The organism is Burkholderia sp. E168m15, from assembly GCF_016586105.1.
Taxonomy (GTDB): domain Bacteria; phylum Pseudomonadota; class Gammaproteobacteria; order Burkholderiales; family Burkholderiaceae; genus Burkholderia; species Burkholderia orbicola.
Genome location: NZ_BCPO01000051.1, coordinates 25,136 through 44,654 on the forward strand (window position 1 = coordinate 25,136; position 19,519 = coordinate 44,654).

The 19,519-nt window shown below is 66.5% G+C and carries 21 protein-coding genes; 6 read left to right on the forward strand and 15 right to left on the reverse strand.

Annotation, left to right across the window (positions count from 1 at the left end; genetic code table 11):
• The first annotated feature begins 8 nt into the window (after positions 1-8).
• Positions 9-815, forward strand: coding sequence for a sulfite exporter TauE/SafE family protein (locus JMF86_RS08520; protein ID WP_054927869.1), 807 nt, complete (start codon positions 9-11; stop codon positions 813-815).
• Positions 816-919: 104 nt separating this feature from the next.
• On the opposite strand, the gene JMF86_RS08525 is transcribed toward JMF86_RS08520, so the two are convergent.
• The 4 genes from JMF86_RS08525 to JMF86_RS08540 all read right to left on the reverse strand — a co-directional run bounded on the left by JMF86_RS08525 (position 920) and on the right by JMF86_RS08540 (position 5,002).
• Positions 920-1,741: an ABC transporter permease subunit gene (locus JMF86_RS08525; RefSeq protein ID WP_006475948.1), complete on the reverse strand. Its 822-nt coding sequence runs from the start codon at positions 1,739-1,741 to the stop codon at positions 920-922.
• Positions 1,738-2,664 (reverse strand): ABC transporter permease subunit, encoded by a 927-nt coding sequence (locus JMF86_RS08530; RefSeq protein WP_006488137.1) that lies wholly within the window; start codon positions 2,662-2,664, stop codon positions 1,738-1,740. Before JMF86_RS08530 ends, JMF86_RS08525 begins: the two co-directional genes overlap by 4 nt.
• Positions 2,661-3,821, reverse strand: a complete 1,161-nt coding sequence (locus JMF86_RS08535) for an ABC transporter ATP-binding protein (protein ID WP_006488129.1) — start codon at positions 3,819-3,821, stop codon at positions 2,661-2,663. The genes JMF86_RS08530 and JMF86_RS08535 overlap by 4 nt, the downstream gene beginning before the upstream one ends.
• Before the next feature lie 86 nt (positions 3,822-3,907).
• Complete coding sequence (locus tag JMF86_RS08540; RefSeq protein WP_027806547.1) at positions 3,908-5,002, reverse strand: polyamine ABC transporter substrate-binding protein; 1,095 nt, start codon at positions 5,000-5,002, stop codon at positions 3,908-3,910.
• 419 nt (positions 5,003-5,421) lie between these two features.
• Between JMF86_RS08540 and JMF86_RS08545 the strand changes: the two genes are divergently transcribed.
• Positions 5,422-5,625, forward strand: a complete 204-nt coding sequence (locus tag JMF86_RS08545; protein WP_006493160.1) for a DUF1289 domain-containing protein — start codon at positions 5,422-5,424, stop codon at positions 5,623-5,625.
• Between the two features lie 76 nt (positions 5,626-5,701).
• Here the strand turns inward: JMF86_RS08545 and JMF86_RS08550 are convergent, their stop codons facing one another.
• The 3 genes from JMF86_RS08550 to JMF86_RS08560 all read right to left on the reverse strand — a co-directional run bounded on the left by JMF86_RS08550 (position 5,702) and on the right by JMF86_RS08560 (position 9,157).
• Positions 5,702-6,340 (reverse strand): OmpW family protein, encoded by a 639-nt coding sequence (locus JMF86_RS08550; protein WP_011549736.1) that lies wholly within the window; start codon positions 6,338-6,340, stop codon positions 5,702-5,704.
• A gap of 65 nt (positions 6,341-6,405) precedes the next feature.
• Positions 6,406-7,596: a nitronate monooxygenase family protein gene (locus tag JMF86_RS08555; protein WP_125380640.1), complete on the reverse strand. Its 1,191-nt coding sequence runs from the start codon at positions 7,594-7,596 to the stop codon at positions 6,406-6,408.
• 124 nt (positions 7,597-7,720) lie between these two features.
• Complete coding sequence (locus tag JMF86_RS08560) at positions 7,721-9,157, reverse strand: aldehyde dehydrogenase family protein (RefSeq protein WP_125380639.1); 1,437 nt, start codon at positions 9,155-9,157, stop codon at positions 7,721-7,723.
• Positions 9,158-9,425: 268 nt separating this feature from the next.
• Between JMF86_RS08560 and JMF86_RS08565 the strand changes: the two genes are divergently transcribed.
• Entirely contained in the window at positions 9,426-9,791 is a 366-nt protein-coding gene (locus JMF86_RS08565; RefSeq protein ID WP_011549733.1) for a hypothetical protein, read from the forward strand.
• A gap of 156 nt (positions 9,792-9,947) precedes the next feature.
• On the opposite strand, the gene JMF86_RS08570 is transcribed toward JMF86_RS08565, so the two are convergent.
• Entirely contained in the window at positions 9,948-10,436 is a 489-nt protein-coding gene (locus tag JMF86_RS08570; protein ID WP_125381070.1) for a DUF2501 domain-containing protein, read from the reverse strand.
• Positions 10,437-10,772: 336 nt separating this feature from the next.
• On the opposite strand from JMF86_RS08570, the gene JMF86_RS08575 reads away from it, so the two are divergent.
• Both JMF86_RS08575 and JMF86_RS08580 read left to right on the forward strand, forming a co-directional pair.
• A complete protein-coding gene (locus JMF86_RS08575) occupies positions 10,773-11,285 on the forward strand; it encodes a hypothetical protein (RefSeq protein ID WP_125380638.1) in 513 nt (170 codons plus the stop codon).
• A 16-nt stretch (positions 11,286-11,301) separates the two neighbouring features.
• Entirely contained in the window at positions 11,302-11,880 is a 579-nt protein-coding gene (locus tag JMF86_RS08580; RefSeq protein WP_125380637.1) for a polysaccharide deacetylase family protein, read from the forward strand.
• A 12-nt stretch (positions 11,881-11,892) separates the two neighbouring features.
• Here the strand turns inward: JMF86_RS08580 and JMF86_RS08585 are convergent, their stop codons facing one another.
• Positions 11,893-12,885: a phosphotransferase gene (locus tag JMF86_RS08585; protein WP_227745848.1), complete on the reverse strand. Its 993-nt coding sequence runs from the start codon at positions 12,883-12,885 to the stop codon at positions 11,893-11,895.
• On the opposite strand from JMF86_RS08585, the gene JMF86_RS08590 reads away from it, so the two are divergent.
• Positions 12,884-13,573 carry a cephalosporin hydroxylase family protein gene (locus JMF86_RS08590; protein WP_125380636.1) on the forward strand — a complete coding sequence of 230 codons (690 nt, stop codon included), beginning with the start codon at positions 12,884-12,886 and terminating at the stop codon, positions 13,571-13,573. The genes JMF86_RS08585 and JMF86_RS08590 overlap by 2 nt on opposite strands.
• Here JMF86_RS08590 and JMF86_RS08595 read toward each other — a convergent pair.
• The 6 genes from JMF86_RS08595 to JMF86_RS08620 all read right to left on the reverse strand — a co-directional run.
• Positions 13,530-14,738 (reverse strand): glycosyltransferase, encoded by a 1,209-nt coding sequence (locus JMF86_RS08595; protein WP_125380635.1) that lies wholly within the window; start codon positions 14,736-14,738, stop codon positions 13,530-13,532. The two genes, JMF86_RS08590 and JMF86_RS08595, sit on opposite strands and share 44 nt — an antisense overlap.
• Before the next feature lie 7 nt (positions 14,739-14,745).
• Entirely contained in the window at positions 14,746-15,813 is a 1,068-nt protein-coding gene (locus JMF86_RS08600; protein WP_125380634.1) for an asparagine synthase-related protein, read from the reverse strand.
• Positions 15,810-16,688: a radical SAM protein gene (locus tag JMF86_RS08605; protein WP_125380633.1), complete on the reverse strand. Its 879-nt coding sequence runs from the start codon at positions 16,686-16,688 to the stop codon at positions 15,810-15,812. Before JMF86_RS08605 ends, JMF86_RS08600 begins: the two co-directional genes overlap by 4 nt.
• Position 16,689: 1 nt before the next feature.
• Positions 16,690-17,688, reverse strand: a complete 999-nt coding sequence (locus JMF86_RS08610; RefSeq protein WP_125380632.1) for a phosphotransferase enzyme family protein — start codon at positions 17,686-17,688, stop codon at positions 16,690-16,692.
• The gene (locus tag JMF86_RS08615) at positions 17,689-18,438 is read right to left on the reverse strand and encodes an FkbM family methyltransferase (protein WP_077179839.1); all 750 of its coding nucleotides are present in this window, start codon (positions 18,436-18,438) and stop codon (positions 17,689-17,691) included. It lies immediately after the preceding gene.
• A gap of 234 nt (positions 18,439-18,672) precedes the next feature.
• A partial coding sequence (locus tag JMF86_RS08620; RefSeq protein ID WP_201316951.1) for an ATP-binding cassette domain-containing protein occupies positions 18,673-19,519 on the reverse strand: 847 nt, incomplete at its 5' end.

Here is a 19,519-nt window from a genome sequence, read left to right on the forward strand (position 1 = left end):
ATGACGTCATGCTGATTTCCCTCGTACTCGGCGGCTTCGTCGGCGCCGTGCTCGGCCTGACCGGCGCCGGCGGCGGCATTCTCGCGGTGCCCGCGCTCGTCGTCGGGATGAGCTGGCCGATGCAGCAGGCCACGCCCGTCGCGCTCGTCGCAGTGGCGGGCAGCGCCGCGCTCGGCGCGCTCGAAGGTTTTCGCCGCGGGCTCGTGCGCTACCGCGCGGCGCTGCTGATGGCGGTGGCCGGCGTGCCGCTGACCACGCTCGGCGTGCGGCTCGCGCACGTGCTGCCGCAGCGCCTGCTGCTCACGCTGTTCGCGCTGACGATGCTGGTCGTCGCCGCTCGCCTGTTGCGGCAGGCGCTGCGGCGGCAGGCGACCGATACGGACACGTCGCCGCTGTGCGTCGGCCGCGTGAATCCCGACACGGGCCGGCTCGTGTGGTCGTGGCCCGTAGGCATCGCGCTGGCGTCGACCGGCGCGGTCACGGGCTTGATGACGGGGCTGCTCGGCGTCGGCGGCGGTTTCGTGATCGTGCCGATGCTGCGCAAGTTCACGAACGTGTCGATGCATGGGGTGGTCGCGACGTCGCTGATGGTGATCGCGCTGGTCGGCACCGGCGGCGTGCTCGCGACGCTCGTGTCGGGCACGCGCGCGCCACTCGACGTGACGCTGTGGTTCACCGTCGCGACCGCGCTCGGCATGGCCGCCGGCCGCGGTGCGTCGCGCCACCTCGCCGCGCGGCATGTGCAGGCCGGTTTTGCGGCCGTGCTCGTGTGCGTCGCGCTCGGCTTGCTGGCCAAGGCGGCGTTCGGCGCATGAACGACGGCGACGCGCCGGCGATCGTTGCGCACCGCCAAAACGAAACGCCCGGCCCGACTCGTCGTCGGCACCGGGCGTTTTTCATGATGGCCGCAATCGGCGTGTCAGGCCGCGAACCCCGCCAGCCGCTTGCGCTCCTGACGCAGCATCACGAAGTTCGCGATCACGACGCCGGCCGTCACCGCGATGATGAACAGCGTCGCGAGCGCGTTCATCTCCGGGTTCAGGCCAAGGCGCACGCGCGAGAACACGACGAGCGGCAGCGTCGTCGAGCCGGGGCCCGACAGGAACGCCGACAGCACCAGATCGTCGATCGACAGCGTGAACGACAGCAGCCAGCCCGCGATCAGCGCCTGCGAGATCAGCGGCAGCGTGATCGTGAAGAACACCTTCAGCGGCGTCGCGCCGAGATCGAGCGCGGCTTCTTCCAGCGATGGATTCAGCTCGCGCACGCGCGACTGCACGATGATCGCGACGTACGAGATGCACAGCATCACGTGGCCGAGCCAGATCGTGAACACGCCGCGCTCGGCCGGCCAGCCGATCCACTTCGCCAGCTCGATGAACAGCAGCAGCAGCGAGATCCCCTGGATCACCTCGGGAATCACGAGCGGCGCGTTGATCATCCCGCTGAACAGCGCGAAGCCGCGAAAGCGCCCCATCCGCGCGAGCACGAAGCCGGCCCACGTGCCGATGAACACCGACGCGAACGCGGTCAGCACGCCGATCTTCAGCGACAGCCACGCGGCCGTCAGCAGCTCGTCGTCCTCGACGAGCGCCGCGTACCAGCGGAACGAGAAGCCCGACCACACGGTGACGAGCTTCGACTCGTTGAACGAATAGACGATCAGGCTGATGATCGGGATGTACAGGAACGCAAAGCCGACGAACAGCGCCGCGAACTGCAGGTAGCGATTCGGCTTCATCGACGGCCTCCCTGTTCCTTCGCCTGGAAGTGCTGGAACATCGCCATCGGCACGAGCAGCAGCAGCACCATCGCGCAGGTCACGGCAGACGCCATCGGCCAGTCCGCGTTGTTGAAGAACTCGTTCCACATCACGCGGCCGATCATCAGCGTATTCGCGCCGCCGAGCAGCTCCGGAATCACGTACTCGCCGACCGCCGGGATGAACACCAGCAGGCAGCCCGCGATGATGCCGTTCTTCGACAGCGGCAGCGTGATCTGCACGAACGCCTTCCACGGCTTCGCGCCGAGGTCGTAAGCGGCTTCGAGCAGGCGCAGGTCCATCTTCACGAGGTGCGCATAGAGCGGCATCACGAGGAACGGCAGGTACGAATACACCATCCCGATGTATACCGCGTAGTTGGTGCGGTACAGCTCGATCGGCGTATGCGTGAGCCCGATCCACATCAGGAAGTTGTTCAGCAGCCCGTTGTTCTTCAGGATGCCGATCCACGCATACACGCGGATCAGGAACGACGTCCAGAACGGCAGCATCACGCCCATCATCAGCAGGTTGCGGGTGGCCGGGTTCGAGCGCGCGATGTAGTACGCCATCGGATAGCCGAGCAGCAAGCACAGCAGCGTCGTGATCGCGGCGACCCACACCGAGTTCACGTAGGTCGCGAAATACAGGCTGTCCGTGAACAGGAACGCGTAGTGCGACAGGTTCAGCGCGATGTGCACGACGCCGTCCGCGTACGACGCGAGCTCCGTATACGGCGGGATACCGAGCTGCAGCTCCGCGAAGCTGATCTTCACGACCAGCACGAACGGAACGAGGAAGAACAGCACGAGCCACGTGAACGGCCCGGCCACGACCGCCGTGGCGCCCGTCAGGTTGAAGCGCCGCACCGGCCACTCGAGCAGGGACTTGAACGCGTTCATGACGTCAGCACCACGCCGGCGGTCGCGCTCCAGCGCACGTAGATCTCGTCGCCGAGCGCCGGCGTGTCGAGTTCGGAAATCGCGAGGCTCGACACGTTCGCGATCACCGTCTTGCCGCCGTCGAGCTTCACGTGATACAGCGAATAGCCGCCCATGTACGCGACGTTGCTGATCCGGCCGCGCGCCCAGTTGAACGCGCCTTCGGGCGGCTTGCGCGTGAGCGCGATCCGCTCGGGGCGCACCGACACGGTGACCGGCATCCCGAGCGGGCCGGAGATCCCGTGACTCACGTACAGCCGGCTCGGCAGTTCCGGCGATTCGATGTACACGTGATCGGGTTCGTCCTCGACCGTCACGCCGTCGAACAGGTTCGTCGAGCCGATGAATTCGGCCGAGAAGCGGCTGTTCGGGTATTCGTACACTTCGTTCGGCGAGCCGATCTGCACGATCTGGCCTTCGCTCATCACCGCGAGGCGGTTCGCCATCGTCATCGCCTCTTCCTGGTCGTGCGTGACCATGATGCAGGTGACACCGACCTTGTTCAGGATATTGACGAGCTCGATCTGGGTACGCTGGCGAATCTGCTTGTCGAGCGCGGACATCGGCTCGTCGAGCAGCAGCAGCTTCGGGCGCTTGACCAGCGAGCGGGCCAACGCAACACGCTGCTGCTGGCCGCCGGAGAGTTGATGCGGCTTGCGCTTCGCGTACTTGCCCATCTGCACGAGTTCGAGCGCGGATGCGACGCGCGCCTTCAGCTCGGCCTTCGGCGTGCCTTCCTGCTTCAGCCCGAACGCGACGTTCGACTCGACCGACATGTGCGGGAACAGCGCATACGACTGGAACATCATGTTCACGGGCCGCTTGTACGGCGGCATCTGCGCGAGGTCCTCGCCGTCGATCAGGATCTTGCCCGACGTGACCGTCTCGAGGCCCGCGAGCATCCGCAGCAACGTCGACTTGCCGCAGCCCGAGCTGCCGAGCAGCGCGAACAGCTCGCCCTGGCGCACGGTCAGGTTGACGCTGCGCACGGCTTCGGTGTCGCCGAATTTCTTGACGACGTCGACGATCTGGACAAAGTTCTCGGCGCGCGCATCGGCGCCGGAGGAGGAAACGGAGAACGGCGCGCCCGCGACCGGCGCGCCCGACTGGCTATTCATGATGTGCTGCTTCTCTCCTGCGTTAGACGAACAAAGCCCCCGGGGGCACCAGGGGCTTCATGACTGCTGATTCACTTCGGCTCGCGTCAGCGGCCCGACTTCAGCTCGGTCCACAGACGCGTCTGCAGACGCTGGATTTCAGGCGGCAGCGGCTTGAGCAGGAACAGCGTCTTCACGACGTCGGCCGGCGGATACACGGCCGGGTCGTTCGCGACGTCGGGCCGCACGTACTTGCGTGCCTCGGCGTTGGCGCTCGGGTAGTACACCGCGTTGGTGATCGCCGCGTGCACCTTCGGATCCTCGATGTAGTTGATCCACTGCAGCGCGGCTTCCTTGTTCTTCGCATCCTTCGGGATCGCCATCACGTCGAACCACACCGGCGCGCCGCCCTTCGGAATGTAGTACTCGACCTTGTACGGCTTCTTCGCCTCGATTGCGCGATGCTTCGCGATCACGACGTCGCCCGACCAGCCGAACGCGAAGCAGATGTCGCCGCCGACCAGGTCGTTGATGTAGCCCGACGAGTTGAATTGCGTGATGTACGGACGGATCTTCTTCAGCACGTCCATCGCGGCCTTGTAGTCGGCCGGGTTCGTGCTCATCGGGTCCTTGCCGATGTAGTGCAGCGTCGCCGCGAACATCTGGTCGGGTGCGTCGAGCACCGACACGCCGCAGGTCTTCAGCTTCGCGAGATTTTCCGGCTTGAACAGGATGTCCCAGTTGTCGAGCGGCACCTTGCCGAGCGCCTGCTGCGCCTTCGTCAGGTTGTACGCGAGGCCGGTCGTGCCGTATGCCCAGGGCACCGAGTACTTGTTGCCCGGGTCCGCGCCGGCGACGAGCGCCATCAGTTGCGGATCGAGATATTTGAGGTTCGGCAGCTTCGACTTGTCGAGCGGCGCGAAGATGCCGGCGGCAATCTGCTTGCCCGCGTAGTTGCTGGTCGGCACGACGATGTCGTAGCCCGAGCTGCCCGTCAGCAGCTTCGCCTGCAGCGTGTCGTCGCTGTCGTAGTTGTCGTAGCGGACCTTGACACCCGCCTGCTTCTCGAAGTTCGGGATCGTGTCCTTCGCAATGTAGTCCGACCAGTTATAGATATTGAGCTGCGTATCCTTCGCCGCTGCCGCCGACGCACCCACGCACAGCGCGAGCGCTGCGAACCGGCCCACTACCTTTGCTTTCATCCCGTTCTCCCTCCGGCCGGACACGTTGCCCGGCTGCCGTCTGCCTCGTCATGGCGGCGCATTCTGGCGCACCGCCCCTCGAAAACCCCGAAAACTACCATCATTCGCGCCCCGTCACAAAAAAATCATGCCGGTGTCGCGCAAACGGAACAGATTCCCGCCGCCGGTCGGTCGAGCCGCCCGTGCGGCGGGGCGTTCCGGGGGAATTCTATCGGGTAATCGGCGGCTGTCCACCGGGAAAAACGGACAGCGGCGAAGCTGCGTTCGCACGCCGCATGCGGCCGCCCGGCGACCGCGCCCGACGCACGGCCCAACTGTCACGCTCCCGCACCGGAACAGCACGCCGGCGCGAGCGTCCGGCCGGGCCGCCGCGATGCATTAAAATGGCGGCTGACGATTCAATTGCGCGAACCCTCCCGATGGCCTCCAATCTTCACGATCTTCCCGACAGCCCCTGCATCGGCGTGTGCTCGACGCTCTTCGACGAAGTCTGCAAGGGCTGCGGCCGCACGGCCGCCGAAGTCTCGAACTGGGTGTTCCTGAGCGACGACGAAAAGCGCGCGGTGTGGGAGCGCATCACGCGCGAAGGCACCGCGATGCGCTTCCAGTACGACAAGCTGTAAAGCGACCGCCCATAAAAAAAAGCGGCATGCAGACCGCCATGCCGCCAACCCCAACTCTGTTCTTGTTCCGTCGCGTCTAGAACTTCATCCCCACGCCCACGCCAACGATCAGCGGATCGATGTGCAGCGTGCCGATGCCCTTGTCGCCCAGCGTCGCATCGGTGCTCATCCAGATCTTCTTCACGTCGACGTTCATGAACACCTTCTTGGTCAACTGCACGTCCACGCCGAACTGCAGCGCGGGGCCGAAGCTGCTCTTGTTGATCGACACGCCCTCCCCGCCGACGTTGAGCCCGTTGTTGTAGAAGTACGTGTAGTTCAACCCGGCGCCGACGTACGGGCGCACCTTGCCCGCATGGTTGAAGTGATACTGCAGCAAGAGCGTCGGCGGCAGCACGCCCACGCCGCCGAGATTGCCGAGGCTCGACGTCAGCTGATGCCGCGACGTGCCGAGGATCAGCTCGACGCCGAGGTAGTCGCGGATCATGTACGTGAAGTCGAGCTCGGGCACGATCGCGTTGTTCACGCCCGTGTTGATCGCGCCGAGCGTATCGCTCGCGCGCTCGTTCGGCTGGATGCTGATCGCGCGCAGCCGGACCAGTACGTCACCCTGGTTGATGCCGTCGCCCGGCGACGCCGCGTGCGACAGCGACGGCATCGCGATGGCGGCCGCGACGACGGCGGCGGTGACACAAGTTCGAATCGTTTTATGCATGGTACGGACCCCCAAAGAATGGTTTCCATTCTCCCTGTAGGGTCTTTTCGTCATCTTGATATTGGTCAAGCCAGCGTAAACGTGGGACGGTTTGCCGCAGGCTCGGTCGCACTTCCCGTCAGCAGCAGGTCGAGCAGATCGCGCACGCTGCGGATCGCACGGCCGAACGGCAAGGCTTCGCGGCCGCGGAAGAACAGCCCGTTCGCGACGTCGCCGCGCAGCGCGGCCGCGAGCCGCGTGTCGATGCAGAAGTGGCCGAACTTCTCGATGCCGTCGCGCAGCCCGCATACGCTCAGGCATTCGAGCGCGGTCGGGCAGCGCTGCTTGAACGCGCCGAGCTTGTTGCGGATGCGCGTCTCGTTGCGCAGGTAACGATCGAGCCACGGCGTCTTCACCGCACGCGCGGGCAGGCCCGTCACGCTGACGAATTCGACGATGTCGTCGGGCGTCGCATCGGCAAGCACGCGCTTGAAGTGCGGATGCGCGTCGCCCTCTTCGGTCACCGCGAACGGCGTCCCGACCTGCACGCCATTCGCGCCGGCCGCGAACGCCGCGCGCACCGTGTCGTGACTGTTGATCCCGCCGGCCACGATCAGCGGGATCGTGTCGCGGGCGATGCCGAGCGACGCCATCACCTGCGCGGCCTCGTCCAGCACGCGTGCGAAATCGAAGCGGGCGTCGTGCATGTCGTCGATCTGCGTGACGCCGAGGTGCCCGCCCGCGTGCGCCGGATGCTCGATCACGATCGCATCGGGCAGGCGCCCCTTCTTCATCCACTTCTTCAGCACCAGCGCGATCCCGCGGCTGTCCGACAGGATCGGGATCAGCGCGATGTCGTGCCCTTGCGTGAGGTCGGGCAGGTCGAGCGGCAGGCCCGCGCCCATCACGATCGCATCCGCGCCCTCGTCGCACGCGACCCGCACGTAGTCCGCCTGCGCGCTCACCGCCTTCATCACGTTGACCGCGATCATCCCGCGCCCTTCGCTGTACGTTTTCGCGAGACGGATCTCGCGCGCGAGCGCGTCGAGGTTCGCCGCCTCGAGCGTCGCGCGATCGGGTTGCGCGCGACACCGCGCGAGCAGATCCGCATGATGGTGACGCAGGTCGATGCTCGCGATCGTGCCGACCGCGCCTTCGCGCGCGACGCTGCCCGCCAGCCGGTGCGCGGAGATGCCGACGCCCATGCCGCCCTGCACGACGGGCAGCAAGGTGCGGCCGCGGATCGTCAGCGGCGGAAAGGAAGTGCGTACGGTCATCTGAAACCTCGTCGGAACATCGGAACCGCGATGATCGACGATCCACCGCCGCGCACCTTGACGGCCGTCAATAAAAAATGGCACGCAAGCGTGCCGTTTTTCCGGTTCGGGCCGCGCGCGGCGTTCAGGCCGGCTTCGCCGGCTTCAACTGCATCGACTTGTACTCGAGATACTCGTCGAGCCCGTACACGCCGTTCTCGCGGCCATACCCCGACTGCTTGAAGCCGCCGAACGGCGCGGCGCCGTTCCACGTGCCGCCGTTGATGTCGACCTGCCCGGTGCGGATGCGGCGCGCGACGCGCATCGCGCGTTCGTCGCTGCCGGCCCACACCGCGCCGCCGAGCCCGTACGGCGAATCGTTCGCGATCCGCACGGCCTCATCTTCATCGCGATAGGTGATGATCGACAGCACCGGCCCGAAGATCTCTTCCTGCGCGATCGTCGCTTTCGGATCGACCCGGCCGAACACGGTCGGCTTCACGAAGAAGCCCTTCGCGAGCCCTTCCGGCAAGCCGGTGCCGCCCGTCACGAGTTCCGCGCCTTCGTCGATGCCGCGCTGGATGTACGCCTGCACGCGCTGCTGCTGCGCGGCCGACGCCAGCGCGCCGAGGCGCGTCGCCTCCTGCCGCGGGTCGCCCGCGACGTACGCTTCGGCCGCGGCCTTCGCGAGCTCGCGCGCCTCTTCGTAGCGCGCTTCCGGCACCAGCATCCGCGTATGCGCGGAGCAGGTCTGCCCCGCGTTCAGGTAGCACGCGTTGACCGTGCCCTTCACCGCCGTCGCGAAATCGGCATCGTCGAGGATCACCGACGCCGACTTGCCGCCCAGCTCCAGCGCGACGCGCTTGACGCCCGCGGCCGCCAGCTCGGCCACGCGCTTGCCCGCGCGCGTCGAGCCGGTGAACGACACCATGTCGACGTCCGGATCGGTGGCCAGCACCTCGCCGACGACCGGGCCGTACCCGCACACGAGGTTGAACACGCCGGCCGGCAGCCCGGCCTCGTGGATCGCTTCGGCGAGCATGAACGCGTTGAGCGGCGCGACTTCGGACGGCTTGAGCACCACCGTGCAGCCGGCCGCGAGCGCCGGCGCGACCTTCAGCGTGACCTGGTTGAGCGGGTAGTTCCACGGCGTGATCGCCGCGACGACGCCGACCGGCTCGCGCACCACCAGCGAATTGCCGACCTGCGCCTCGAATTCGAACGATTCGGCCAGCTTCGCGTACGCCTTCCAGTTGTAGATCGGGCCGCCGACCTGGATCGCGCGCGACAGCTTGATCGGCATGCCGACTTCGCCGGTGATCGACTGCGCGAGTTCCTCGCTGCGCGCCTGCAGGCGCTCGACGATCTTGCGCAGGTAGCCCGCGCGCGTCGCGGCCGGCGTGGCCGCCCACGCATCGAACGCCGCGCGCGCCGCACGGATCGCGTCCTGCGCGTCGGACGCGACGCCCTCGGGAATCCGGCCGATCACGGCTTCGGTGCCCGAATCGATCACGTCGATCGTGCCGGTGCCGGCCGGTTTGCGCCATGCGCCGTCGATGTAGAACTGGTCGTAGATTTTCATCGTTTTCCGCCTCCAGGGAAGCCGCCATTCTAGCGAGCGTTTCGGTGACTGGTGTGACGAATGACAGCGATTCGAAAGGGCCGGCACGCCATCACGCCGTTGCTGCGCCGCCCGCCGCGCGTGGCCGGCGCGGCATTCGTCGGGCCGCCGCCACGTCAGCATCCGCCCGGGTGCGCGGCCGGGCCCGCATCGTGCTATGTTTTTATTATCGGCATCGGCCCTTTACGGCCGGCGCCGCCCGGAATCGACGCACTTCGTGAGCGCTGCCATGTCCGACGCATCCCATACCCTCGGCTCGCAAGACCGCCTGGAGCTGCTTTGCTGGCTCACCTGCGGCAACCTCGGCGCGTTTTACCTCAACGAATCATGGCCGGACGCCGCGTTCCAGGTGCAGGCCGCGCACCGCTGGCTCGACCGCCATCACCGCCAGGCCGACTGGCTGTCGGTCGCCAAGCTCGCGGCGCTCGCGCAGGACATCGCGAAGCGGCATGCGGGGTTCGTCGACGCGTCGTGGGCGCGCGACGCGGTCGAGGAAATCGTCGATACGGACGATCTCGACTATCGGGCAAAACTCGTGCAATGGGTGTACGAAGACTGCTGCAAGGCGCTCGCGGACAAGCGGCTGGCGGATTGAGCCGCGCAGTCGCCGCCTTGCGCCTTGCACGGGTCGCGGCATCGACTCCCGCGACGTGCTTTTCGCCGTGACGAACGTCACGGCTGGAATGCCTGACGGGCGGCGGCGACTGCGCACCGCCCCCGGCGTCGGCACGCGCGATGCGTGCCGATCGGCTTACAGCAGCGACTTGGCCTGCGTCAGCACCTTGTCGCAGATCTGCTTGGTCACCTGCTGCTTCAGGCCGCCGCCGCTCAGGTCGAGCTTGCTGCCGTTGCCTGCGTCGAGAATCCCGCTCGCACCGCTCGTATAGCCACTGTCGGACGACGCGGACGCGGTGCCGCCGAGCTTGCCGAGCAGCGCGTCCTTCACCGACGATGCGCCGCTGCCCGTTGCGCCGCCAAGATAGTTGTTCTGGATGCAGAACTGCAGCAGGCCCGCGACGTTGCCGGTGCTGCCCGGCGTCAGCGACGCACCGCCGCCGCCCGTCAGCGCGCCGCCAAGGCCGCCGAGGTTGCCGAGCACCCCGCCCGCGCTGCCGCCCGAATCGCCGCCACCGCCGACCTGTTTCAGGACGTCGCCCAGTTGCGCATGGGCGACCGAAAACGGCGCGAGCAATCCGATCAGCGCGCCGGCAACGGTCGCGCGGTAAAGACGTGCATTCATGTAAAGCCTCCCGGTTGTGACTGCGTGAATACCGCGAATCGCATTCAAGGATACGCAATCGAGCGGGGCATGACAGCCTTCGAAGCCGCATGAAACGTCAGGCATCGTGATATATCGCGGCGATTTGACGATGCTTGACGGACGATTCCGCGCGGCATCGCCGGATCGGCAGGTGCGCAACCACCGTGCCGTGTCGCCAGCCCGCGCGAAGCGTCATAGAATCGTCGTCGCCGGCCGTTCGGCGGCTGCGGCTCGACATTCACCTCGAACACGAAGGACATTCGCGTGGCGCCTGCCCATCGATTTCTGCTGATCGCCGGCGCATCCACTGCGCTGATGGGCGGCGTCGGTGCTGCGGAGGCTGTCGAGGCTGCGCCCGCCACCACGGCTGCCGCGTCCTGTACCTCGCCTTCGTTCGATCGCTATCCGGTACCGGCCGCCGCCCGCACACCACACAAACCGGCCGCCGCGCCCCGGCTCACCAGCAAGGAGGCGCGCCTGTACCGCACCGTCATTCGCGACGAATTCGCGCAACCGGCCAATTTTGCCGGTCACTATCGCGTCGCGATCTGGGGTTGCGGAACGGATTGCCGAAATTTCGCGATCGTCGACAAGAACACGGGCGCGACGTACACGATGCCCGGCGTGAAGGCCATCTCGGGCGTAATGGGCAACGACGACGAGCGCGTCGACTTCCGAGCCGGCAGCAGGCTGCTGATCGTGGCCGGCTGCTTCAACGACGATTGCGACGCCGGCAACGCGAAAGCGGCCCGGTTCTTCTACGAATGGACCGGCACCGGGCTGCGTCCGGTCGGCAGATGCCCGCTGGCCATCGAGCCGGTTCAGTGAGCGGCCCGAGCAACCGATGATCTCCATTCACCTCAGTTTCGACGACGGCCCCGGTCCCTCGACGCCCGCGCTGCTCGACGTGCTGCGCGACGCCTCGTGCACGGCGACCTTCTTCGTGCTCGGCCAACACCTGGCGGACACACTCGACGTCGCGACGAGAATCGTGCGCGAAGGCCACCGGCTCGGCAATCACACCTATTCGCACGCGAAACCGGGCGCGCTCGCTGACGCCGCACTCGTCGACGAGATCGACACGACCGACGCGCTGATTCGCGACGTCTACCGCCGCGCCGGCCTTCCCGCACCGAACGCGATCCCGCTGCGTCTTCCGTACGGGTTGATGCCGCGGGACGATCGCGCCGCCGTGCTCGCGCGCCTGCCACGCGAACACACGGGCTGGACCGCGATCCTGGACGACTGGCAGCGGCCGGCGCCGTCGCCGCAGGCGCTGTTCGACGCGATGTGCGCGCATGTCGACGCGTGCACGGCACAGCATCGCGACGTGCTGTTCTGCCTGCACGACGGATCGCGGCACGGCGATGCGCGGCCGAACACGGTCGAGGCCGTGCGGCTGTTCCTGAACCGCCAGCGCTGACGCGACGGCCGGCTAACCCGCGGGCACCGCCCCGTCCAGCAACTGGCGCCAGCCGCCGAGGAATCCGATGCCAGGGCCCGGCATCCATAGGCCCCGCTGCGCCGCTTCGAGATGGATCAGCGTCTGGTCCGCGCAGAACAACGTCATCAGCGCATCGTCGTTATCGCGCAGCCAATCCGGCGCCGCATCCGACCGTGTCGCCGCATAGGTCTCCAGACCGGCCTTCCATCGCCCGCGATCGAACACGAAGCCGTCATCCCGGCCCGCATCGCGCGACAGCGCGAACGACGCAAAGGCCGCTTCGAGCCATTGCGCTCCCTGCCCCACATCGTCGAAATCCAGCACGCCGTTCACCGCGTTGCCGACATACAGCAGGTTGCCCGCGTGATAGTCGCCGTGCAGCCAATGCACCGGCCCCGTGAGCCACGCGGCTGCCGCTTCGAGATGTATGCCGATCCGTCGGATCACCGTGTCGTAGGCGTCGCGCAGATCGCCCGGCAGCAACGGCATCGCACGCGCCGCGACACGCGCATGACGGGACAACAGCCATGCGAGCGGCGCGGCTTCGCTTGCCGGTATCGCGGCCAGCGCCGTATGCAGATGCGCGAGCGTGCGCATCGCATCGGTCGCTCCCCCGTGCGCGTCGTCCGGCAAGCCGGGACGGCCGTCGATATGCTCGAACAGATGCAGCCAGCTTCCGTCGGGCATCTGCACGCCGGTTTGCGCATCGACAGTCGGCCGCAGTCGTGGCAGCGCGGGCAGCAGCCGCGCCGTGCGCGCGTCACCAAGATGAGCGAGGATCGACGCCTCGCGCCGCATTTTCCCGACCGGCTTGCCGGACCACGACACGCGCAGCACCGCGCGCCCCGCGTCGCACTCGACGAGATAGGTTTTGTTAGTATGGCCCGACGCCAGCGCCTGCAGGCGCGCCGGCCCGATGTTCCAGTACCGGTGAAGCCACGGTTCCAGCGTTTTCACGTCACTCCTACTCGTTGCATCGACCATGTCAGAGCGTCCTTCGGCCCGCATGCGGGACATCAACATCGAATGGCTGACGCGCGCCGCCGAATTCGGCCATCTGTTCCAGACCCGCTGGCTCGGCGAGCGCTTCTTCCATCTGCCCGGCGACATGCTCGCGCTGCAGGAACTGATCTGGCGCGAGCGCCCCGACTGCATCGTCCAGACCGGCATCGCGGCGGGCGGCGGCGTGGTGTTCACCGCGTCGATGCTCGATCTGGCCGGTACCCCGGGCCGCGTCGTCGCGATCGAGCCGCACCTGCGCGACGAGGTCCGCCAGCGCCTGCAATCGCACCGGCTCGCCCATCGCATGGTGCTGATCGAAGGCGAATCGTGCGCGGCCGACACGCTCGCATCGGTGCGCGCGCAGATCGACGACGACGCACGCGTGATGGCGATCCTCGATCTCACGCATACGCACGCGCACGTGCTGCGCGAGCTCGAATGCTATGCGCCGTTCGTGACGCCCGGCAGCTACGCGATCGTGATGGACACCATCATGGAGTACCTGCCCGAATCGATGTTCGACGGCAAGCCGTACGGCCGCGGCAACAATCCTGCCACGGCCGCCCGTGAATTTCTCGCCCGCGACGACCGCTTCGAAATCGACCACGACATCGAGGACCGCGTGCTCATGACGCTGTCGCCAGGCGGCTTCCTGAAGCGAGTGCGCTGATCAGGCGCGCGGCTTGCGCGGAGCCATCGCACGCGGCATAGCTGTCGCGAATCCGTGCCGCCTGCTCGCGCAACGGTCCGGCGCGTAACAGGCGTTCGAGCGCATCCGTAATGTCCGTAACGCCGGCCTGCTGCAGATCGAGCACGCAACCCGCGCCGGCCCGCTCGACGAAATGCGCCGAATGGAACTGGTCGTTGCAGAACGGCGACAGCAGCATCGGCACGCCGCACGCGAGCGACTCCATCAACGAATTCGCGCCGCCGTGGCTGACGAACGCGTGCGTGCGCCGCAGCAACGCCAGTTGCGGCGCGTAACGCACCGCGAGCACGCGTTCGTCGCCGGTCGGCAGCAGATCCGAATCGACCAGTTCGCCCACCGACAGCACCAATTGCGCCGGGGTCGCGCGCGTCGCGTCGATCACCTTCGCGAACACCTCCGGGTGGTAGTAAAGCTGGCTGCCGAGCGACATGTAGACGAGCGGGCGATCCGCGTCGACGCGTTCCCACGGGAACGCCGTCTCGTCACCGCGCGGGCCCGACGGCATCGCCGGGCCGACCAGTTCGACACCGGGCGGCGGCGCGCCCACCAGCGCGTCGGTCGTGAACGCGAGCGTCAGGTGCGGCGACAGCACGTCGCAACCGCGAAAGCGCGCGTCGAGGCCGTAGCGCGCGAACAGCCGCGTACGTTCCGGTTCGAGCCAGCGCACCGTGCGCAGCAGTTCCGAATCGAGATCGTCCGGCAGCACCGGATTCAGCGAATTGGACATCGAAACCCACGGCAGCCCTTCCAGCTCGGCCGCGATCGCCGCGGCATAGAGCAGCGGGTCGATCACGACCACGTCGGGCCGCCAGTCGCGCAGCACTGCTCGGATGCCGTCCACCTGCGCGGGCGCGAGGTCGATCAGCAACGTGCGGATCCAGTGCCGCAGCCAGTCGGCGTCGCGAATGTTCGCGGCGAAACTCGCGCCGCGCGACAGGTCGTGGCGCTCGGGCGTCTCGCGCGGCCCGACGAACGCGAAGTCGCCGGCGCCGTCGAGCTGTTCGCTGATGTCGGCCGGCGCATAGAACGCGACGTCGCAGCCGGCGGCGCGCAGATGCTGGGCCGGGCCGATGCACGGATTGACGTGGCCCTTCTCGGGCACCACGCAGAACAGGATGCGTTTCATGAACGGCTCAGGTTGGGCGATGCGCGGCATCGGAATGAAGGCGATCGAGATGGTCGAGAAGCAGCGTCAGCGTCGTCCACAGCACGCGTTCGGTATCCGCCTGCAGCGTCGGCGCAGCGAGGCCGAGCGCGTCGGCCAGTGCATGCGTGCGGTCGCGATCGAGCAGCGTCGCGAGATCCATCGCCGGCGCGAGCCGGCCGCGCTTGGGGCCGTGCACGAGACGCTCCGGCAGGTTCAGGCGCGCACCGAGCTCGCGCAGGCACTGCTTGTTCGGGTCGGGCGCGAGGCTGGTCAGATGCGCGACGACGGCCGCATCCACGAACGGCGGATGCAGCTCGACCGACGCCTCGTCGAACAACGCGTGGCACAGCGGCAGATAGTTGGCCGATACGTCGCGGCGCAATACCTGATCCGCGCCGTCGCCGGTAATCGCCACTTCGACGCCGTCCGCCGCCATCGCGTCGGCCAGCAGCAGCTTCGCGACCGGATGCAGGTTGAACATCGGTTCCTCGACCGCGTACGTCGTTCTCGGCAGCGACGCGATGAAATCGGCCTCGTTTGCGCGCACGATCTTCACGTTCGCCTGCATCTGCGTGGCAAGTTCGAGCGCCGCGTCGAGTTCGCAGTAGTCGGGCATGTCGGTCGCGAGAATGTAGGCGGTCACGTGCCGCAATGCGCCGAGCTCGCGCAACAACGCAAGCAGCAGCGCCGAATCGAGCCCACCGCTCAGCGCCAGCGCGACGCGCTTGCCGCTGTCGAGCGCACGTTTCAGCGACACGCGCAGTACGGTGTCGAGATCGGCTTGCTGCGGCCGCTCGGGCGCCGGTTGCGCCGTCAGTCCTTGCGGCGACCGGCTCAGTGCGTGGCCGGGCGGCACCGCGAGCACGTCGCGCAGCACGGTGCGCCCGACCAGACGCTCGCCGCTCAGATAGCCCGCGATGGCGGCCGTGTCCGGCGCGCCGGCCGGTTGCCCCGACGCCCGCAATACCGCGCGGATACCGGACGCCGACACGCCGCTGCGCGGATGGTAGTGCAGACGATCGAAACCGAACGGGTCGCGCGTACCGACGATCATGGATAACGAGCCTTCAAGGTGTCCACTTCAATGCGTTTGAGGATGCGATGGGGCGCCACCGGCGCGCTGCCGCCCTGGCAATGCAGGCACGCTTCGAGCGGCGTCTCGCGTTGCAGATAGGCGAGCATCGCGTCGAGCATGCCCGCGTCGTCGCGCAGCGGCAGGCCGTCGGCCTGAAAATCCTTGTCGCCCTTGTACAGCGTATGGAAATGCGCGGGACGCGTGCACGTGTAGAACATGCCGTCGCGAATCATATGGCAGCGCTCGCGAATCCAGCAATCGTGATACAGGCGCCGGGCTTCGTCGCGATCCGTGCCGGGCTGGGCGCGGTTCATCGTCGTGAACACGTCCTGCACCTTCCAGTTCAGACGCACGTCGAAGCGCGCCGCCTGGCGCTCGACATGCGCGACCAGGTCGGCGGAAAGCGCCGGCTTCGGATAGCGCGAGATCGTCAGCGCATCCACCGCTTGCCAGAACGCGTCGGGCATCTCGGCGAGTTTCAGGCCGTTCGTCGTGACCGAGATCACGGGCGCGATGCCGGTCGCGCGTACGCGCTCGATCATTTCAACGAGCGCCGGATGCAGCAACGGCTCGCCGCCGACCAGCTTGAACATGCGCGGGCGCAACACTTTCGCGGCCTTGCGCAGATCGGCTTCGATCGATTCGGGGCTCGCATGCCACTCGGGCAACAGCGGTGACAGCGAGCAGCATTCCGCGCAGGTCAGATTGCAGTGATCGACGATATGCGCTTCCAGCGAGCGCGTCTGGATACGCCCGTCCTCGACGCGGTAATCGCGATCCAGCGGCGGCGGAAACACGTGCTGCCGCTCGCCGGGCGGCGGCGGATTCGGGATCTCGTTCGGATTCGCACTCACATCAACTTCCTGTTTCCATGCAGCGGGAAAAGAAATCTACTAGACGGTCACGCGCGTTCACCATCGCCGACGCCATCGTCACCGCACCGTTCAGATGCGATGCGAAGCGCGATGGATCGTCGAGCCAGCCCTGCACGATCCAGAGCTTGAGCGCGTGTTGCAAGCAGGCGGCATCGACCGCCCACGCGATGTACGCCGGATTCACGGGCCGCACCCGCTGGTACGCATGCACGAACGCTTGCGCGAGGTGCGGTGCTTCCAGCGGCAAATGATTCAGGCAGCGCACTAGCTCGTATTCGCGCGGTGCGCCGATCGACGCTTCCCAGTCGAGGATCAGCGGCGGCAGCGTACCCGTGAACAGATAGTTGAACTGGTTGTAGTCGTTGTGGATCGGGTGCTGCGGATCGTCGGCGGGAAACGCATCGATGCTGCCCGGATAGTAGCGGTCGAGCATACGCAGCGCGAGATCGACGTAGCGGCGCAGATTCGCGGCACCGGTGACGTTCGCATCCGCTCGATTGAGTGCACCCAGCAGGCTGCGGCGTACCGCGTCCGCATCGATCGACGTCAGCCGCGCGCGGATCGTATCGACCGACGGCAAATGCAATTGTTCGAGGCTCAGGTGCAACGCGGCCAGACTCGCGCCGAGCGCATCCCATTCGGTTGGCGAGAACCTATCGTAGGTTTTGAATTGCCCGGCTTCCCAGCGCGTCAGCATCGCGTGAGAATTTTGTCCTGACCACAGCGATGCGCCGGATCGCGTGCGCTTCAGCGTCTGCACATGGACGCGCGTATCGCCGTGCGTTTTCAGATGCGCGAGGACGGCGGTTTCCTTGACTGCGCGCGCACGGTGTTCGAGTGCATAGAGTTTGACCGCCACGCCCGCGCCGCTGCTGGTCGGCAGATGCCACACCCGTTCGCTCACTTGCGTCGGCAGCCCGCCACAACCGAGCTCGTAGGCGTCGCGAATCTCGTCGAAGGTGACGGCGAGCGAATTCATTCAGATGTGCTCGGCCGGCCCGTGCCGATACGGATGACCAGTCAGGAACGTGTTGTGTCCGACGTAGCGCAGCTTGTACATCGCCGGTCGGAACAACACCGACGGATCGTTGTTCGCGATGCCGAGCAGCGGGTACAGATCGCGTCGCACGAAGAACGCATTGTTGCCCATGTCGTCGCAGCAAACGAGCTCATAGCCCTTCTGCCTGGCAAGATGCACGAGCGATTCGAGGCTCGCGCCGTAATAAGTCGAGCCGTCCCATTCGTGGTCCGGATTGAAGCACATGACCCAGCGCTCGGGCGGCGTGTAGTACGGGTTGTATTCGATCACGACGATGCGCGGCTGGAACGCTTGCAGGCCGCGCCATACCCAGTAATCGTTACCGTCGATGTCGATCGACAGCAGGTCGAAGTCGGTCGGTACGTTCGCGTCGACGAGCAGTGGGTCGACCGTGTCGGGCTGGACGCGATCGTGGTGCAGGCGGACACGCGCCACGCCAGCGTAGTGCGCGGCGAGCTTGCCGAACCGGTATGCGCTGCCTTCCACCAGTACGCCGGCCCAATCCTGTTCGCGCAGCAGCCGTGCCGTATTGCTGTTGCGCAGGCCGTCGCTCGCGCCGATATCGACGCAGAAGCGGTTGGTCGGCGCGATCCGCTCCATCAGGCGCGACAGGATGCCCTCCTCGGTGCCCTGCGCGTACAGGCTGGGCGCAAGGCCGGACAGGTCGAGCGGGAGAGGATGATCCTGCATCGAAGGCAGCTCCGGGGCGAAATGGGGAATGATGGGGGTGTTCGGTCGGTAATTTACCTGAAGTCGATTGAGCAGAGGAAACTGGGATGTCCAGCGCGGTGGGGTTTTGCCGCGGCGGAAATGAAAAAGCCCGCATCGACATTGCTGTCGATGCGGGCTTGTAGCGCCTCTGGCAATTCGCTCCGTGCGGTGATGCCTAACCTGGCCCCGTGACCGGAGAAAACCTTACGGCACTTACTCCTGCCCCTGACTCGTCAGGAACTCCTCATAATTCCCGCCAAAGTCGAACAGCGTGCCGTCCGTCTTCACTTCGATGATCCGGTTCGCCAGCCCGCTCACGAACTCGCGGTCGTGCGACACGAAAATCAGCGTGCCTTCGAACTGCTCGAGCGCGATCTGCAGCGACTCGATCGACTCCATGTCCATGTGGTTGGTCGGCTCGTCCATCAGCAGCACGTTGTGGCGGCCGAGCATCAGCTTGCCCCAGATCATGCGGCCCTTCTCGCCGCCCGACAGCACCTTCACCGATTTCTTGATGTCGTCCGACGAGAACAGCAGGCGGCCCAGCGTGCCGCGCACCATCGTTTCGTCGTCGCCGTCCTTGCGGTACTGGTCGATCCAGTCCATCAGCGTGATGTCGTTCGGGAATTCCTCGTACGTGTCCTGCGGCATGTAGCCGACGTTCGCGTTCTCCGACCACTTCACGGTGCCGTGATCGAGCGGCAGCGCGCCGAGCAGCGAGCGCAGCAGCGTCGTCTTGCCCGCGCCGTTCTCGCCGATGATCGCGATGCGCTCTCCCGGCTGCACCGACAGGTTGAAGTTCTGGAAAATCGTGCGCTCGTACTTCTTGGTGATCTCTTCGGCGACCACCGCGACGTTGTGCAGCTTCTTCTCGAACTCGAAGCGGATGAACGGGTTCTGTCGCGACGACGGCTTGAATTCCTCGATCTTGATCTTGTCGATCTGCTTCGCGCGGCTGGTGGCCTGGCGCGCCTTCGACTTGTTCGCCGAGAAGCGGCGCACGAAGTCCTGCAGCTCGGCCACGCGCTCCTTCGCACGCGTATTCGCGGCGGCCTGGCGC

Excerpts from the sequence above, each read along its gene's own strand:
- JMF86_RS08615 (WP_077179839.1), bottom strand. The coding sequence starts at position 18,438 with ATGCAGGATCATCCTCTCCCGCTCGACCTGTCCGGCCTTGCGCCCAGC.
- JMF86_RS08520 (WP_054927869.1), top strand. The coding sequence starts at position 9 with ATGCTGATTTCCCTCGTACTCGGCGGCTTCGTCGGCGCCGTGCTCGGC.
- JMF86_RS08535 (WP_006488129.1), bottom strand. The coding sequence starts at position 3,821 with ATGAATAGCCAGTCGGGCGCGCCGGTCGCGGGCGCGCCGTTCTCCGTT.
- JMF86_RS08590 (WP_125380636.1), top strand. The coding sequence starts at position 12,884 with ATGTCAGAGCGTCCTTCGGCCCGCATGCGGGACATCAACATCGAATGG.
- JMF86_RS08600 (WP_125380634.1), bottom strand. The coding sequence starts at position 15,813 with ATGATCGTCGGTACGCGCGACCCGTTCGGTTTCGATCGTCTGCACTAC.
- JMF86_RS08585 (WP_227745848.1), bottom strand. The coding sequence starts at position 12,885 with ATGGTCGATGCAACGAGTAGGAGTGACGTGAAAACGCTGGAACCGTGG.
- JMF86_RS08560 (WP_125380639.1), bottom strand. The coding sequence starts at position 9,157 with ATGAAAATCTACGACCAGTTCTACATCGACGGCGCATGGCGCAAACCG.
- JMF86_RS08565 (WP_011549733.1), top strand. The coding sequence starts at position 9,426 with ATGTCCGACGCATCCCATACCCTCGGCTCGCAAGACCGCCTGGAGCTG.
- JMF86_RS08595 (WP_125380635.1), bottom strand. The coding sequence starts at position 14,738 with ATGAAACGCATCCTGTTCTGCGTGGTGCCCGAGAAGGGCCACGTCAAT.
- JMF86_RS08545 (WP_006493160.1), top strand. The coding sequence starts at position 5,422 with ATGGCCTCCAATCTTCACGATCTTCCCGACAGCCCCTGCATCGGCGTG.
- JMF86_RS08550 (WP_011549736.1), bottom strand. The coding sequence starts at position 6,340 with ATGCATAAAACGATTCGAACTTGTGTCACCGCCGCCGTCGTCGCGGCC.
- JMF86_RS08610 (WP_125380632.1), bottom strand. The coding sequence starts at position 17,688 with ATGAATTCGCTCGCCGTCACCTTCGACGAGATTCGCGACGCCTACGAG.
- JMF86_RS08575 (WP_125380638.1), top strand. The coding sequence starts at position 10,773 with ATGGGCGGCGTCGGTGCTGCGGAGGCTGTCGAGGCTGCGCCCGCCACC.
- JMF86_RS08540 (WP_027806547.1), bottom strand. The coding sequence starts at position 5,002 with ATGAAAGCAAAGGTAGTGGGCCGGTTCGCAGCGCTCGCGCTGTGCGTG.
- JMF86_RS08570 (WP_125381070.1), bottom strand. The coding sequence starts at position 10,436 with ATGAATGCACGTCTTTACCGCGCGACCGTTGCCGGCGCGCTGATCGGA.
- JMF86_RS08530 (WP_006488137.1), bottom strand. The coding sequence starts at position 2,664 with ATGAACGCGTTCAAGTCCCTGCTCGAGTGGCCGGTGCGGCGCTTCAAC.
- JMF86_RS08580 (WP_125380637.1), top strand. The coding sequence starts at position 11,302 with ATGATCTCCATTCACCTCAGTTTCGACGACGGCCCCGGTCCCTCGACG.
- JMF86_RS08525 (WP_006475948.1), bottom strand. The coding sequence starts at position 1,741 with ATGAAGCCGAATCGCTACCTGCAGTTCGCGGCGCTGTTCGTCGGCTTT.
- JMF86_RS08555 (WP_125380640.1), bottom strand. The coding sequence starts at position 7,596 with ATGACCGTACGCACTTCCTTTCCGCCGCTGACGATCCGCGGCCGCACC.